Genomic DNA, 14,218 nt, shown 5'->3' on the forward strand with positions numbered 1-14,218 from the left:
TATGAACACGGTGGCGGTCGGACTAGATTTGGTCGAGCTTGATCGGTTCGAGCGCATCTACGGGGAATTCGATCCAGATGTCCTGAACCGCGTATTCACGGCGCGCGAACAGGCCGTTGACGGGACAGCTAGCGAGCGCCTTACTCGTCTCGCCGCGCGCTTCGCGGTGAAAGAGGCTGTGCTCAAGACAATCGGCGGCATGCAGGACGGCATAGCCTGGACCGACGTCGAGCTCGTATCAGATGGCGTCTCTGCCCCGTACGTGGAGGTAACCGGGAGCGCGCGGACGACAGCAACAGCGCTGGGTATCTCAAGCTGGCTCGTCAGCGTGACCCACGGCACTCAAAGTGCGGCAGCGGTAGCGCTCGCGATCGGCGCCAGCGGCGCATAGCTTAGGGTCCGCGACGTCCGGTCGACTTCAACCGTGCCGCCCGACGCCGCGACAATTTCCCGCCATGCCGCAAAGCTTTGAATGATCGCGCTTTGCCAAAGGGCTTCGGGCTGCTCCTTCACTTCGAGATGGGCGCACATCCCGCGCACCGTCTTGAGCAGAGATTCATCCACGCCGCCCGCACCGGCAAGAAAATTGTGGTTGCGGCCATAATCGAAGATTGCGGCGACGATACCCTCTTCGATCACAGTTGCCCGCCCGCCGTCCTCTACCTCATCGAGCTGGGCGACGCTCTTACGCTTACGCCCGAGCAATTTGCGCAACACGGGTGACCAGCCCAGCACGGCGACGAAGCCCGCGTGGAACACGTCGTGAAAACGATAGCCGTCATCATCATGGGCATTGTCGGTCAATTCCGCCCCGACCTGCTCGCCATTAAACAGCGTTCGCACCAGGACGCGATCGCCGTCGGCCGGCTGAACGAAGGTCAAGGTGAAGCGATCCGGGAAACTCTCGGCCTCATGCTCGCAGCGCCCCAAATCAACCCCCGTCTCGTCGCCAAACCGCGCCTTGGTCTTCGCGAGATTGGCCGCCGCGATATCCTCCAGATCGAGCCCGTACTTGCTGGCGACGTTCGACACATACCACAATATGTCGCCCAGCTCTTCACGGACGCGATCGACAAAGCGGACGTGCGACGGACCATCCCGCAGCCGCTTCTTATATTCTGAAAGCAGCTGGCCAGCCTCGCCGGCAAGACCGAGCAGCGGCACAAGCTGTGTGGCTTCAGCGCCGCTCAATGCAGTCCTGTCGGTCTCCAGCGCCTGCCGTTGATAGTCCGTGAAGTGCATGTCTAACTCCCTAGAGAAGTTGTTCGTTGAGCTCTGGCTGTGCCGGCAACCGGTCGTTGATGCCCCATTTAGGCGGGAACCAGACGCCATGATGGGCCGGCTCGGGCTTGAAGATTTGCTTGATCCGGGTTCTCCCGGAGACACCCGCTACATCGGGATGAGCGACGCGGGCATATTTGCTGATCTCGCAGAACAGATTCTGGCAGTCGATGAGCTGGAGGCGACGCCCCCATAGATCCCGGAAATTCAGGCCAAGCCGCTCGAACTCGATTTCCTGCCGGTCGTGCATGAATTCGATGATGTCTTCAGCGACATAATCGCTGGAATTGGCGAAGCATTTCGCGATCCCGTCGCGCGCGCCCGGCCCCGCCACGACAAAACTGTCCTCGGGAAAGTCGATTAGCGTCGCGTAATTCAGGTCGATTGCGAGCTGGAAGGCGAGGAAATCGCCAAGCGAGGGGAGCTGCTTCAGCAAGGCGAACACCTCGCCGAGCAAGGTCGCGCCATCGAGGCGACCGCTAAGATTGCCAGTCAAGGCGGTCCGAATGAGGTGGAGGTGCCCGCGGTGTTTGGTCCCGTCCCCATCGGCCCATTTCACCGGCGGCATGATGTAGGCAGCAGAATAGAGTCTCCTGCCGTCGCGCATCGCCGCCGTCAGCACCTTATCATAGGCGTGGTAGTCGAAATCTTCCCAGCTGAGCGGACCGAGCTGCGCCTCGAGCAAGCGCCAGGTATCGATCTTGTTGAACAGCTTAAACATGAAGACGCGAAAGAGCTGCTCTTTCGGCGCCATACTGCGACCCTTTCCGTAAATCACCTCACGGATGAGAAACTGGCTGACGCGATCGGCCGCGCGATAGGCATTGGTGAAGCGGTGGCGCGCTAGGATCGGATCGTCGGTCCACGGCCCTAGCTCGCCCGCGAGCCGCCGGAAGAAGATGGCCTGTCGCTCGGCCGCGAAGCGCCAATAGCTGTCGAAGACCTTGGTCGGGCGCAGATCGGCAAATCGGTTCGGACCGCGAAAGATGGTTGGGCTGCTGTTGGTCATGTCAGGCGGCTTGGACCAGTCCCTGCACGGCAGCCAGCTCTGCACGAACCGTAGCGAGCATCTTGGCGAAATCTCCGTCGGTCTTGCCGATCTTGTCCATCTTGGCGATGCCAACGAAGATGTTCAGCCGCTCGAGGCGACGGTGCATCTGCGATGCCATGAACGCGCCGAGACGGGCCAGACCGAGATAATTACCATAACCTTTGTGGACGATCTGCTGCGTCGCATAGAAGGCGTTCACCACCAGGCCGCCGTCGCCGGAGAAGGTGAAGCTGACTTGCTGCAGGCACGGGAATTCGAGCTGTGCCGTGGTCAGCATGTCGCGGTACGGATCGAAAGTGGTCGCCTGCCATTTGGAACGCCGCCCACTGGGATTCCTATCATATTCGTCGAGGATCCAGGCAAGCTGGTTAAACCCTTTCCCGCCGCCCTCGAAGTCGACCATGCGCTGGAAATAGGAACCGCGTTTGTTGTTTTGCGGGTTGAATTCCTGAATGCGCGGGAACGCCTCGCTGAACATTTCGAAGAAGGCCGCGCGGTCACCCTGCGCCATCACCCAATAGCGCTGCGGGAAAATCGTCCACGCGACATTTTCGATCTCGCGCTTGTCCTTGGCGCTGAGCAGTTCGTCGATGGCGGCGCGGATCGCCGGCACCTCGGTCGCGACCCCATTGTCGTCGAAACCCGTGATGGAGAGGCTCAACGGAGAGATCGCATCGACACCCGGCCGCGCAAGGCGGTCGAGCACTGAGGCCCAGCCGAGCGACAGGTTGGAAGCTGTGATGGTTTCCGGCTCAGCGATCTTACTCATCGGGGTCCTCCAGGAAGCGATAGTTGGCGGCGCCCACAAACTTGGCCGGCGCGACGCGCGCCTCGGTCTGCCAGGCGTTGGTGGTGATATTCGCGCGTCCTCGATCGACCGCGTCATAGATGTCGAAGCCCTCGATCGACTGGCTCTTGCTGAGAGCGGCGCCACTGACGCTCGCTCCTTTGGGAACGGCAAGGGCATATCCCTCATCCAGATCGACCGACGTTGCGAGCTGCTTGTCGTCGAGGATGACCAGTCCGTCCGCGTCTTCGTGACCGAGCAGGCGCTTCCGGATGCGCTGGGGCGTCCATTTGCCTAGCTCGTTGCGGACGCCATGCGGCATGTCCGATAGCGTCACCGACAAGTGGGTGAGCAGCGTCTCATAGCCAACGCCAAATTCGCTGGCGATGGTCAGGATCTGCACGGGATTGGCCGTCGCCGGTTTCCAGCCTCGGCTGTTGAAAGCACGCCGCATGGAAATGGTCGGCATTAGCAGGAAAGCGGCGAAGGCATTAGCGAGGATTTCTTCCGGGTTTTCGGAATCCTGCCGGTCATCGGACTTGAGTTCATCGATGGTCGAGCCATGCCCGAACCAATGATGTCCCACCTCGTGGGCGCAGGTGAAGGCCTTGCGCGCGAGCGGGCGTAGCGCCGAAAGCATGATGCGCGGTGGATTTCCCTTCTGGTAGAAGCCCTCCATACTCACGGGGAGGAAGCGCACCCGAATGCTGAGGCTTTCGGCGATCGCATAGGGATCGACGGGCGCGATCTGATCGAGACTGAGCTGGTCGCGCACGTTGGACGCAGCCTGAGCACCGTCGAGAATAAGCGTCCGCCGGTTCATTGCTCAGTCCTTGGCCTCATCGTCACCCTCGGTGCGCACAGCGGCGAGCGCGCGGAGCAGACCATCGAGTGCCTCGGGTGACAGTTTCGCAAGTTCGCGCGCCGCGAGCTGCAATTTCGGGTCGTCCATCGCGAGCTTGTCTGGGGCCTCACCGAGCAGATAGCTGGTGCTCACATCATAGATTTCCGCGAAGCGCGCGATCTCATCCGCGGAAACGCGGCGGTTGTCCGCCTCGATCTCGCTTATGGTGGGGCGGTGCATGCCCATCATTTTGGCAACCTGCCCCTGGCTCAGACCGGCAAGCTGACGGGCTTCCCGCAGGCGCTGGGCGATGAGCTGTCGCTGTTCGGCCTCGGTGTTCATTCCGCCGCCACTGCGTAGTTTTGTTGGGCGATATGCGCGCAGATAACTTCGGCCGACTGGTTGATCGTCAGCAGCGGCCCCCCATTTTTTCCACCGAACAGATGAACGTCATTTTCAATCGTCACTCCGAGCTCCTTGGCGATCCACGATGTGGCCACCGGCCAGACCGTGCTGTCGAACTGTTCGAGCACCCGACGTGGCACGTCACCACCCGCCAGGACTGGACAGGGCAATCCACTTGCGTCTTGAACTTTCTGCAGCGTCTTGACGATCGCCGCTCTGGCTTCATCTAGAGTCATAGGCACCTTCCTTACGCCTAGTAAGATAATCTTACCACCGTGGCAGTTCAAGGGGTGGGTCTATTTTTTTGCTTGCTCAGCCCATATCCTGTGACTTGCGCAGATTCTCCCGCAGATACTAAGCCGCAGAGTTCGGGGGAGCTGTCGGGCTGGTTTTCAGCCATGGGCCTGAGCAGATGGTGCGTCTTTTGCAGCCTAGCGCTGAAGCGGATTGGTGATCCAACTTGGACAATTCAGGCATCCTGAATAGTCCGTCAGAGGTCCGCTTTCAGGCACCACGAAACCGCGCCTCTACGACGGACATTGGGCGCGAACCGGACATGCGCCGAGCGGGTGCCGAACGCCAGCCTTTCCACCTTGTGGCGACCCTGCGCGCGGTCCGATTTTGGACGCACTGGTACGGGTTGAGATCTTTCAAGCCGGGGCAGTATCTCCCCGATTGATCGGATGGCCATGAGATAGCGCCTACAATTGAGATCCCGCCAACAGCGCCACCGCTGATGCAGGTGCCACGCTGCTCGCTTCGCCGCGAACGGCGTCATCTGCGGGGATGATCTCGGCAAAATCGACGAAGCGGCGTTCCATGCGTTCGGCCAGCCGCCTGATCTGCCAGCGGCCGGTTCCGGCGCCGACGATCGGCACATCCCTAGCGAGGGGCCCGGCAACCAGGGATGCTGCGTCGTGGATCTTGCGCAGCTGCTGCTCGCTGAACCAGCGCGCGACTTCACGCCATTCCGGCAACGTCAGGTCGGCAGCGTCGCGCCCGATCATGCGCGCCAGCCGCGCTACCGAACCGTCGATCGTCTTTTCCTTGCCGTCGGCGGAAGCGTGCCTGTCGTCCTTCTCATCGAGGACCCCCAGGATCCGGTGCGCGTCGGCGATCGAGGCGAAATACTCGTTCATCAGTGGTGTCAGCCTGCCGCGGACGGGGGCCGACGAGGCGACACCGAACAGGAACGTCCTGGTGAAGCCGGTATAGACCAGTTCGCCGCTTAGAAGCCGTCCGGCATCGGTGTAGCCGTCATTGGCGACGGCGCCATTCCTGACGGCGATAATGTCGGTGGTGGTGGAGCCCATATCGACGAACAGGGCATCGCCGGCGAGTTTCGCCACCAACGACGCTGTCGCGTGCCAGTTGGCGGAGGCGACATCGGCGCTCAGCCGCGTTGCTTGCTCGACCCCGACGAAGCCGGACGGCCCGGCATAGATCAACTTTTCGCCTGGGAAACGGGTTGAAATCTCATCCAGCAGAGCCGCGACGCCGGCATCGCGGGAGGGAAAGATGTCCGCCAGTTCGCCGGTCATGGTGAATGCGTTGAGATCGGCGCCCGCGTAAATCGGGGCCGTTTCCTCGAATGCCAAGGTCAGGGTATCGAGCCCTAGCCAAAGCGGCGTGGCGATTGTTACTGCCTCGACGATGCGGCCGTCTTGCGCACGCGTCACCTTCAGATGCGCGCCGCCAATATCAAAGCCGGCAACGATGCTCTTTCTTTTTTCCACACTTCAAGCTTTCATCACAGTTGGTCAGGGGCAGTTGGTCAGCGAGAGAAAGAGCGTTGCGTATCATTCCGGTTCTCGACCTGAAAGGCGGTGAAGTGGTGCGCGCCCAGCAAGGAAAACGCGATCGCTACAGGCCGATTGTCACGCCGCTCAGCCAAACTTCCGATGTCGTTGCGGTCACTGAGGGCCTGCGCCGGCTTTACCCTTTTGCGACCTTCTATATCGCCGATCTCGATGCCATCGAAGGCGGAACGCCAAACAGTGCCGCGCTTGCCCGGCTGAAGGCGATGACGGAGCCGCCGGAGCTTTGGGTCGATGCCGGCTTCGCCGACGAGAAAACACTTTCGGCAGCACTTGCCGAACCCTGGCTCTGCCCGGTCCTGGGTTCTGAATCGCAGCAGGACGACGCGCTGTTGCGGCGTTTTTGCGATCATCCGGGCCTTATCCTGTCGCTGGATTTCTTCGACGACGGATTTCGCGGTCCGGCATCATTTCTCGACGAGCCGGCGCTTTGGCCGCAAAAGGTGATCGTCATGACACTGGCCAAGGTCGGTTCCGCCTCCGGTCCCGATTTCACGCGGCTCGAGGCGATCAAGGCGAAGGCTGGAAGCCGCTCCGTCATAGCGGCCGGCGGGGTGCGCAACGAGGCTGACATTCGCGCCCTTTCGTCACTCGGTATTGCCGCGGCGCTGGTTGCGACCTCGCTGCATGACGGCACGCTCACGCCGGGGCACCTCGCAACGCTTGTCACCTGACAAACGCTGGGCACCTGATAGTCGTGTAGCCTCGAACTTCGGCCTCGGAAACTGGTCCTTTGTACTGGGCCTAGTAGAGCGGCGGACTCTCAGGTCGATCGTCTCGCCGCTCTATCTCTTTGCTGGAGCATCGGATTCCCAAAACCAGTCCACCCTCGGGTCAGGCCCGAGGGCAGGCTCTTCATCCGGTGCTCTAAAGGCCCAGAAGCTTTTTCAGGCGACGCAACAGACCATCCGGCTCCGCGGAGGGTTTTGCCTGTGCGGGGCTGTCTCTTGTCTAAGCCGCGAACGGATGCTTCACCTGATCCCGCTTGGCCGTGGCCTCGGCGGCGGTCGGGGTTCCCGAGACCGCGCGCTGGATGGCTTCCTTCGTCGCTTCGTAATTGTACTTCTGGATCTTGGCGTCGTCGGCGGCGTCCCAATGGATGAAAACGCCGACGCAAATGAACAGATCGTCCGCCTCGTTGGCGGGAATGATGTCCTCGGCGACGGCATCCTGCACGGCCTTGGCGACCGCATGCTGGGCCGGGCCGAACATCTGCACCGCCTGCTTGGCGCCCTTGATCGTGACCTTGTTGAACATCACGGTGTTGGGCTTGCACTGAAGATTGGGCGCGATCACCGCCAAAAGGGAGGTAAAACCGTCCTTGTTGTTGGTAAGCGCGTTGCAAAATGCTGTTTCGACCGCGCTCCCCCGCGGGCCGATGAGCAGGTCGACATGCGCCACTTCGTTGCCGTCTCCTACCAGCGATTCACCGACCATTACTTTCGAGATCTTTGCCATGCCAATTTTCCTCCAAGACACAGTTATGGTGTCCAAAGACGCCGCAAACCGAGCGAGCGCTCGATGGACAGCTATCCTTGTTGGCAGCGCCCGGACATCCGGACCGGTTGGCTGGATAGCCGCGGAAGCCCAGCTTCCGCTCCTGAAAGTCAACCACCAACGTTGCGATTATGCAAGCTGAACGCCGAGGAGGTGGACTAAAAGAGTAGCCACGGTCAGGTCGGCCGAGGTGCCGGGGTTAACGTTGTCCGCCTTCAGCCGGCGGTCGAGCCCCATGAGCAGACGAATGCGTGACGCCTCGTCGCCATTGGCATGCAGCGCCGCTTCAACGGCAAGGGCTTCTTGCCGTGCCTGATTTGCGGTTTCAGCGCCATGATTGCGCACCACGTGACTGTCGGGGAAGCCGGCGAGAAACGCCATATAGGCGAACACCGTCGGCCACATGCCGTCTTCCCCGCGTGCCAATGCCGCTTCCAGAGCTGCAAGCCCGACGCTGAACACGTCGCCGAAACCGGTAACATACTGGCGGGCGATCATGTCACGGTCGGCCGCCTCCCGCATGGCTTCGAGCAGATGAACCTTCGGCTCCTGCCGCACATCGTTCGCGGCCTCGCCAAGGCCGCCCGGCGCGGCCGCGACGATCGCCTCGAACACCGCCCTGGTATCGTCCATGTTCATCGCGCGCAGCACCGCGTCGAGATTGTCGTGCAGCCTGCCGCCGGTCGTTTGGGCGGCGCATAGCAGAGGCCCTGCCAGAAGGATAATACCGAGATTGGTGTTGGTCGCGACCGCCAGACGTGTCGCGCGGACCGCTTCCAGCATGCGCTGTCCGACCGGCAGGCGAGGATCGGTCAGCGGCGCGGACGAGACCTCTGCGCTCGTCATGAACTGGGCGGCAGACATGCCGTGCCCGTCGGCGAATAGATGGACGTTGCCGGGCTTCAGCGCCTCAATCTCCATCCGGCAGGATTCCTTGTAGGCAACCCGGAGGCGTTCTCGCGAAAGCGCCATGCTACCGGCTCGTCACGAATTCGCCGGCGCCGTAAGGCGGTAGGGGCGCGCCGCCGCCGCCTCGGTGCGATCAGCCAGGAATTTCAGCAGGGCATCGGCAATCGCATCGGCGATGTTCACCGCGACGACCGATTGAAGCCCGGACCAGGCGGGCATGCTGTTGACCTCCAGCACGAACAGCTTGCCGTCGGCCGCCGGCACGATATCGACGCCGGCGAAATCCGCGCCGATAGCGGCGGCGGCGGCTTTTGCCAGCGCCGCTAATTCGGTTTCGCCGTGCCCTGAGACTTGCTCGGGCACTGCCCCGCGATTGACGTTGGTGATCCAGTCGTCGCCACGCCGGCTCATCATCGCCAGGACTTCGCCGGCGCAGACGAAAACGCGAAAATCGCGGAAAGGAGGGCCGGGACGCGGCACGTAGTGCTGGAGATAGTAGACGCCGTTCACCTCGTCCTCGGCGGGGAGATCGGACAGTGTTTCGATCAGCCTGATGCCGCGACCCTGTGCGCCGAAGAGCGGCTTCAGCACCAGCGGCGTAAACGGCAGTTCGCGTCCGGCGATCGCTTCGGCCATGGCACGTCCCTCGACCGCGAATGTCGGCGGCGTCGGCAGGCCGGCATCCTTCAGGAGGAAGGTCGTCATCGACTTGTCGACGCAGCGTTCTATCGCCTGTGCGGAATTCCACACCGGAATGGAAAGCTTGCCGAATGCGTGCAGCACGCCGAGGCGGCGGGTGACCGCTTCGAACGACCCGGCGGCGATCGAACGGACCAGCACGGCGTCGGGCAGCGCGCTGTCGAAGCCGGGGATCGACAGTCCGCTCGGGCTGCCGGTGTCGAACGCGATCGCCGCCAGCGGCACGGTTGCGACCACCGCGCCGCGCCGGTCCAGCCTTGCCGCCAGGCCCTTGGCGCGGGCGTCCGAGACGTCGCTGACGATCAGGATGCGGGGGATCATGTCACGCCTCGGATACCGGATGCCGATGGCGCGAGCGGGCGGCCCGGCAGGCGGATGAACGAGGAATCCATTGCAGCGCCATGGTCTAACCGAGGCTCCGTTCGAGCATCTGCAGATCACGCTCGCCGGCGCGAAACGTATCGCCGGTTTCGATCGCCGTGACGATCACTTCGGCCGGGCTGAACAGCAGCGGATCGATGGCATAGAAATCGCCCTTGAACCGCTTGAAGACCTCGGCAAAGGGGTGGCCGTGGTCCCGCGAGGCGCGGCTCGGCAGTTGCTCGGCGAGCTCCCTGGCGTCTTTCGACGAGCCCTTTACGAAGAGCTGGACGCTGCCGCCATAGATGATGGCGTCGTTGGTTCTGCCCATGGCGGTCAGGAAATCCGGATGGGGGGCGGGGATAGGCGCCGTTCCGATGCCGTCGACGACGTTCTCCAGCGGAAACTTGAGATCGTTGGTCTTGTGCAAGGCAACCTCGAGCGCGCGCGCAACGATCTGCACGCCGCCCGCAAGGCTTTGTGTCGGCGCATAGAGGAAGGTGAGCTTTTCGGTTGCCAGTCCGGTTGCCTTGCCGACCTTCTCGACAATCGCTTGGGGCGGCGGTTCGGCCGTCTCCAGGATAAGCACGGCGGATGAGGCGGTGTCGCGATAGGAAAGAGCTTCGAACAGCGGTTCGACGCGGGCGAGCGCCCGCGCCGGTCCCGATCCCATGGCGAAATAATCCTGGCTCGACAGGTTCCAGCCCGCATACTGGCTGCCCAGGCAGGCAAGCACCGGCTGCGAAGACCGCACTTCGACGGTGAGCGGCCATTTCTGCGACGCGCGGTCCATACAGACCGAAACGCTGCCGAGCCCGCCCATCGCGGCTTCCGCCATGCGCAGCCCGGCCTCGACGCCGCCAGCGGCCTTGGCGCCGGCATCGATCAGGCACTCGCCCAATGGCCCGGTGGAAACGGCGATACGCAGGCGTTCGGCGTCGCCGATCATGCCGTCGATGATGCGCTGCGCATTGTCATTCAGGAATGCCGAACCGTCTTTCATGTCCGGTCTCCTTCCCACTGGTGTTGCAATCGGCTGGCTTGTTCCTTGATGAGCCGCCTGGTCAAATCGGCGCTCGGACCGCGCGCGAAGATGGTGCAGACAGGATCGCCAGCGATCAGACGGGTGCCGGGCGACTGATGGTCGGCAGTCCATTCAGGCCAGGCAACCGATGGAAACTGGGCGATCGGCGTGGCGGCGTAGGTCACCATCGATGCCATCGAATCGACGAAGCGCGGCAGGCGGCAGGGCCTGCCTGTCGCGGCGCGCAGATGCGCTTCGATCAGAGGCGCGTCGGCATCGTCGAAAATGTCGAGCGTGGCGCCTGGCCTCGGATTGATCTCGATGAGCTTGTAGCCATCCGGTCCGCGAATGAGATCGGCGCTGCACAATCCAACCAGGCCGGCGCGGCGCACCAGAGCTGAAAGCCAGCCGCGGATGATTGCCGCCTGCTTGCGATCGAAGCGTCTCAACCGCACGGCGCCGCCATAGCGATAGGGCGCTGCCGGGGCGGGGGACGCCCATTGTTGGCTGAAGCCGACGATATCAGCGGTTTGGCCGTCGCCGACGAACAGGGCCGAGATGCTGCGGCCGGGAACGAAATGCTGGAAATAACGGCCGGTGGCCGGGGCTTCTCCGGCGGCCCGTCTGATATGCGTGCCGCCGGCGCCGCCCGCGGTCTTGACCACCCAGTTCTCCGGATCAGGCGGCCGGTCCCATCGGAATTCCGGATGCGGGATGCCGAGCTCGGCGCAATCGGCGGCCAGCAATTGCGGGTCCTTGATCCTGCGGATCGCGACGCCGCTATTGCCGGCGAGCGGAAAATGGCGCGCAACCTCGTCTACGGTCTCCGTCATCCGCTCGAAGCCCGAGCCCAGGACAATGGCGACCGGCTGGTCGTCTCCAGACAGTTGCCGAAGCGTCTCAATGATGCGCTCGCCGTCGATGCCGCCCTGTAGGTCGCCCGGCAGCATCGTCGCGCGTTCGGCGAGCGCGACCGTGTCGGTGTCGCAAAAGAAATCGGCGACCAGCGGACGATAGCCGGCGCGACGCGCAGCGGCAGCCAGCGCCCGGCCTGAAATCGCCGCGATCAGGAGAGATCCGGCATTATTTCGCGGTTTCGCGTGCAAGGGAAAATGCTTCCTGGAAATCCAGCGTGATGGTTTTTTCGGATTCGATCATTCTTTTGAAGAGGCCGAATTCGACCTTGTATTTCACGTTGCCGATGGCAAGCGGACCAATGCCGACAGCTTTTGCCGCTTCGAGCGGATCGCCATTGGCATTGACGGCCACGCCTTCGATGCCGGCCGGCGGAACCGCATTGACGTCGGCGGCAATGAGCAGGCCGTCGCCTTTCAACTGGGCTTTCGAGACCACCTGGACGCCGGCCTTGGCGCACGCCAGGATCACCTCGCTCGCCTCGACCAGCTTCGTCTTGCGGGCGTCGCTCGACCCGTCGGCCGCATCCACGGCGATTTTGAAACGGCTTTTGATCTCGGCCGCGATCTGCTCGACCCTGTCGATGCCGTCATGACCGACCAGCGTGACCCGGGCGCCTTCCCTGGCCGCGATGACGGCAGTGCAGAAGCCGACAACGCCGGTGGCGCCGAAAACAGCGATCCTCGTGTCCCTCAGCCCGCGCTCGAATTTCTTCTCCAGGGCTTTTTCGACCTTGGCCACCATCGCAGCGGCCGTGGTGAACGAGCCGGCCGGATCGGCGAATACCGAAACCTGGAAAGGCGGCACCATCGCTTTTCGCGCTGCGTCGAACATGTCGAGCGCCAGCGAGGCATCCTTGCCGGCGATGAAAATGCCGGTATCGACGCCCGCATCGGGCGGGCGCGAGAAGATCGCGTCCTGCACGAGGCCTGTCACCTCGCCAAGGCTTACATCGACATAGGGGACGACGGCGTCGAAGCCTGCGTCGAGCGCCATGTTCACGTCGAAAGGGCTCATATGCTTCAACGGCGTCAGCATGTGCAGGATGTGTTTGCGGGCCATTTCTCGCCTTTCTTCTTGAACCTGATCGTGTTGCCCAGCCGTCAGCTGCCGACGAGATCAAGTTTGGTCGAACTGATCTTCGCGCCGGAATTTCTGCCCTTGATGATCCTGATCTCGATGCCGTCTTCAACTGTCTGCTGAACCGCGCTGACGAAGCTGACTGCGGCGTCTTGCGATGGGGCGAAGGCAAACCCTGTTGGTCCCCACGAGCTCTGGCCGATGCCGACAGCGCCCGCTTCATTGAGACCGTGGGCCACCCTCTCGACCCGCTTCGAGGTGAATACGCCACCTTGCGCCGGGGCGAAATGGGTGCCGATCAGCATCTGGATCGCGGCGACGGCGGCGCCGAAGGCTGGAAGGTCGTGCTCGACCAGAGCCGGCATGATGCCCATCAATACCCGCCGGCAGATCTCGCCGCTGCCGGACGCCGGGAAGGGCGGCAGCGAACGAAACGCCGCGATCTCGGCATCGCCATGCAGTCCATGCCCGCCATGATCGAGGATCAGGAGGACGCGCCACTCTTCCGGAAACGGCAATCGCGCCACGACCGGCGGCGGCCTGCCGCTGTCGTCCTTGCCGGCGTCGACAATGACGCCACCGCTTTCGAAACTGGCGATGCCGATGCCGGATCGGCCGCCGCGATCGAGCAGCGTCGCGTCGCCGCCGATATCGAGAGGCAATTTGTGGAGCGTGCGCAGCGCCGAGGCGACGGCAAGGGCGATCTGCGTGCCCGAGCCCAGGCCGGCATGGCTCGGGATCGATTGTTCGACCACCAGCCGGTGCTGGCCGCGAATGCCGAGATGGCTGCAGAGCGTCGACAAATGCTCGCCGGCGCGACGGCCTTCGGTGCCTTCGACGATGGTCTCGCTGGACCGCGAAAGGGTGACGACGGTTTCGGGTTCGCTTAATGGTAGCCCGACGCTGCCAAAGCGGCGGCCGGTATCGCCATTGAGATCGAGGAAGCCAAGGTGCAGGCGGGCGGGCACTCGTATGGTAACAGAATTCGACATCTACCCCCCGATGGGTGCATCATAGACGCATCATGGAAGTTTAGGTGCCCGTCACCATGATAGCTGTTTTCGTCGAAGGGGCAAGCCGGAGAGAGTGCATTCGTTTTATCTGTTTTGGCCCCGGCATGACAGACCGGGCAGTTCGCGGAGATCGAGATGAGCGAGACAGCTAAGGAAAAGGTCTATTCGGAAGCCGAGATTGCTGAGCGGCTCGAGAAGGAGCTGCCGAAATGGCGCTACGAGAACGGCTGGATTCGGCGCAAGTACAAGACCCACAGCTGGAAATCGACACTTATGGTCATCAACACGGTCGGCCATCTCGCCGAGGCGGCGTGGCACCATCCCGACATCACCGCCTCCTATGCCTGGGTCGAGGTGCGCCTGATGAACCACGCAGCGAAGGGGATCACCGACAAAGACTTCGAATTGGCCAAAAAGATCGAGGATGTCGTCCAGTGGCAGCCGGCCAAGGAAGGCGGCGCGCTGGAAGGCACTCCGCCGACCGATCAGCGCTTCGCTTACATCAAATATGATTAAGCGCGATCGGAATTTGTAGA

The 14,218-nt window shown here is 62.6% G+C and carries 17 protein-coding genes; 3 read left to right on the forward strand and 14 right to left on the reverse strand.

Annotated features, from left to right (window positions below; genetic code table 11):
* The first annotated feature begins 1 nt into the window (after position 1).
* Positions 2–391, forward strand: coding sequence for a holo-ACP synthase (locus ACWUKX_RS19495; RefSeq protein WP_456008483.1), 390 nt, complete (start codon positions 2–4; stop codon positions 389–391).
* Here the strand turns inward: ACWUKX_RS19495 and ACWUKX_RS19500 are convergent.
* The 7 genes from ACWUKX_RS19500 to ACWUKX_RS19530 form a co-directional block, all read right to left on the reverse strand.
* Positions 343–1,332 carry a MazG nucleotide pyrophosphohydrolase domain-containing protein gene (locus ACWUKX_RS19500; RefSeq protein WP_456008484.1) on the reverse strand — a complete coding sequence of 330 codons (990 nt, stop codon included), beginning with the start codon at positions 1,330–1,332 and terminating at the stop codon, positions 343–345. The genes ACWUKX_RS19495 and ACWUKX_RS19500 overlap by 49 nt on opposite strands.
* Positions 1,253–2,290 carry a nucleotide kinase domain-containing protein gene (locus ACWUKX_RS19505; protein WP_456008485.1) on the reverse strand — a complete coding sequence of 346 codons (1,038 nt, stop codon included), beginning with the start codon at positions 2,288–2,290 and terminating at the stop codon, positions 1,253–1,255. The genes ACWUKX_RS19500 and ACWUKX_RS19505 overlap by 80 nt, the downstream gene beginning before the upstream one ends.
* 1 nt (position 2,291) lies before the next feature.
* The gene (locus tag ACWUKX_RS19510; protein ID WP_456008486.1) at positions 2,292–3,101 is read right to left on the reverse strand and encodes a thymidylate synthase; all 810 of its coding nucleotides are present in this window, start codon (positions 3,099–3,101) and stop codon (positions 2,292–2,294) included.
* Positions 3,094–3,942, reverse strand: a complete 849-nt coding sequence (locus ACWUKX_RS19515; RefSeq protein WP_456008487.1) for an ImmA/IrrE family metallo-endopeptidase — start codon at positions 3,940–3,942, stop codon at positions 3,094–3,096. Before ACWUKX_RS19515 ends, ACWUKX_RS19510 begins: the two co-directional genes overlap by 8 nt.
* 3 nt (positions 3,943–3,945) lie before the next feature.
* Positions 3,946–4,305, reverse strand: coding sequence for a helix-turn-helix domain-containing protein (locus tag ACWUKX_RS19520; protein WP_456008488.1), 360 nt, complete (start codon positions 4,303–4,305; stop codon positions 3,946–3,948).
* Positions 4,302–4,604: a hypothetical protein gene (locus tag ACWUKX_RS19525; protein WP_456008489.1), complete on the reverse strand. Its 303-nt coding sequence runs from the start codon at positions 4,602–4,604 to the stop codon at positions 4,302–4,304. Before ACWUKX_RS19525 ends, ACWUKX_RS19520 begins: the two co-directional genes overlap by 4 nt.
* 465 nt (positions 4,605–5,069) lie before the next feature.
* Positions 5,070–6,104, reverse strand: coding sequence for a hydantoinase/oxoprolinase family protein (locus ACWUKX_RS19530; RefSeq protein ID WP_456008490.1), 1,035 nt, complete (start codon positions 6,102–6,104; stop codon positions 5,070–5,072).
* A gap of 56 nt (positions 6,105–6,160) precedes the next feature.
* Between ACWUKX_RS19530 and ACWUKX_RS19535 the strand changes: the two genes are divergently transcribed.
* Entirely contained in the window at positions 6,161–6,859 is a 699-nt protein-coding gene (locus tag ACWUKX_RS19535; RefSeq protein WP_456008491.1) for a HisA/HisF-related TIM barrel protein, read from the forward strand.
* 277 nt (positions 6,860–7,136) lie between these two features.
* Here ACWUKX_RS19535 and fae read toward each other — a convergent pair whose 3' ends face one another.
* The 7 genes from fae to ACWUKX_RS19570 all read right to left on the reverse strand — a co-directional run bounded on the left by fae (position 7,137) and on the right by ACWUKX_RS19570 (position 13,661).
* A complete protein-coding gene (gene fae, locus ACWUKX_RS19540) occupies positions 7,137–7,643 on the reverse strand; it encodes a formaldehyde-activating enzyme (RefSeq protein WP_029350398.1) in 507 nt (168 codons plus the stop codon).
* 168 nt (positions 7,644–7,811) lie between these two features.
* A complete protein-coding gene (locus tag ACWUKX_RS19545; RefSeq protein WP_456008492.1) occupies positions 7,812–8,654 on the reverse strand; it encodes a triphosphoribosyl-dephospho-CoA synthase in 843 nt (280 codons plus the stop codon).
* 12 nt (positions 8,655–8,666) lie between these two features.
* Positions 8,667–9,611, reverse strand: a complete 945-nt coding sequence (locus ACWUKX_RS19550; protein WP_456008493.1) for an ATP-grasp domain-containing protein — start codon at positions 9,609–9,611, stop codon at positions 8,667–8,669.
* A gap of 85 nt (positions 9,612–9,696) precedes the next feature.
* Entirely contained in the window at positions 9,697–10,653 is a 957-nt protein-coding gene (gene mch / locus ACWUKX_RS19555; protein ID WP_456008494.1) for a methenyltetrahydromethanopterin cyclohydrolase, read from the reverse strand.
* Complete coding sequence (locus ACWUKX_RS19560) at positions 10,650–11,780, reverse strand: ATP-grasp domain-containing protein (protein ID WP_456008495.1); 1,131 nt, start codon at positions 11,778–11,780, stop codon at positions 10,650–10,652. The genes mch and ACWUKX_RS19560 overlap by 4 nt, the downstream gene beginning before the upstream one ends.
* Complete coding sequence (locus ACWUKX_RS19565) at positions 11,758–12,651, reverse strand: NAD(P)-dependent methylenetetrahydromethanopterin dehydrogenase (RefSeq protein ID WP_456008496.1); 894 nt, start codon at positions 12,649–12,651, stop codon at positions 11,758–11,760. Before ACWUKX_RS19565 ends, ACWUKX_RS19560 begins: the two co-directional genes overlap by 23 nt.
* Before the next feature lie 41 nt (positions 12,652–12,692).
* Positions 12,693–13,661: a beta-ribofuranosylaminobenzene 5'-phosphate synthase family protein gene (locus ACWUKX_RS19570; RefSeq protein WP_456008497.1), complete on the reverse strand. Its 969-nt coding sequence runs from the start codon at positions 13,659–13,661 to the stop codon at positions 12,693–12,695.
* A gap of 156 nt (positions 13,662–13,817) precedes the next feature.
* On the opposite strand from ACWUKX_RS19570, the gene ACWUKX_RS19575 reads away from it, so the two are divergent.
* Entirely contained in the window at positions 13,818–14,198 is a 381-nt protein-coding gene (locus ACWUKX_RS19575; RefSeq protein WP_095518869.1) for a 4a-hydroxytetrahydrobiopterin dehydratase, read from the forward strand.
* Positions 14,199–14,218: the final 20 nt, after the last annotated feature.

The organism is Mesorhizobium sp. f-mel (genome assembly GCF_053850215.1).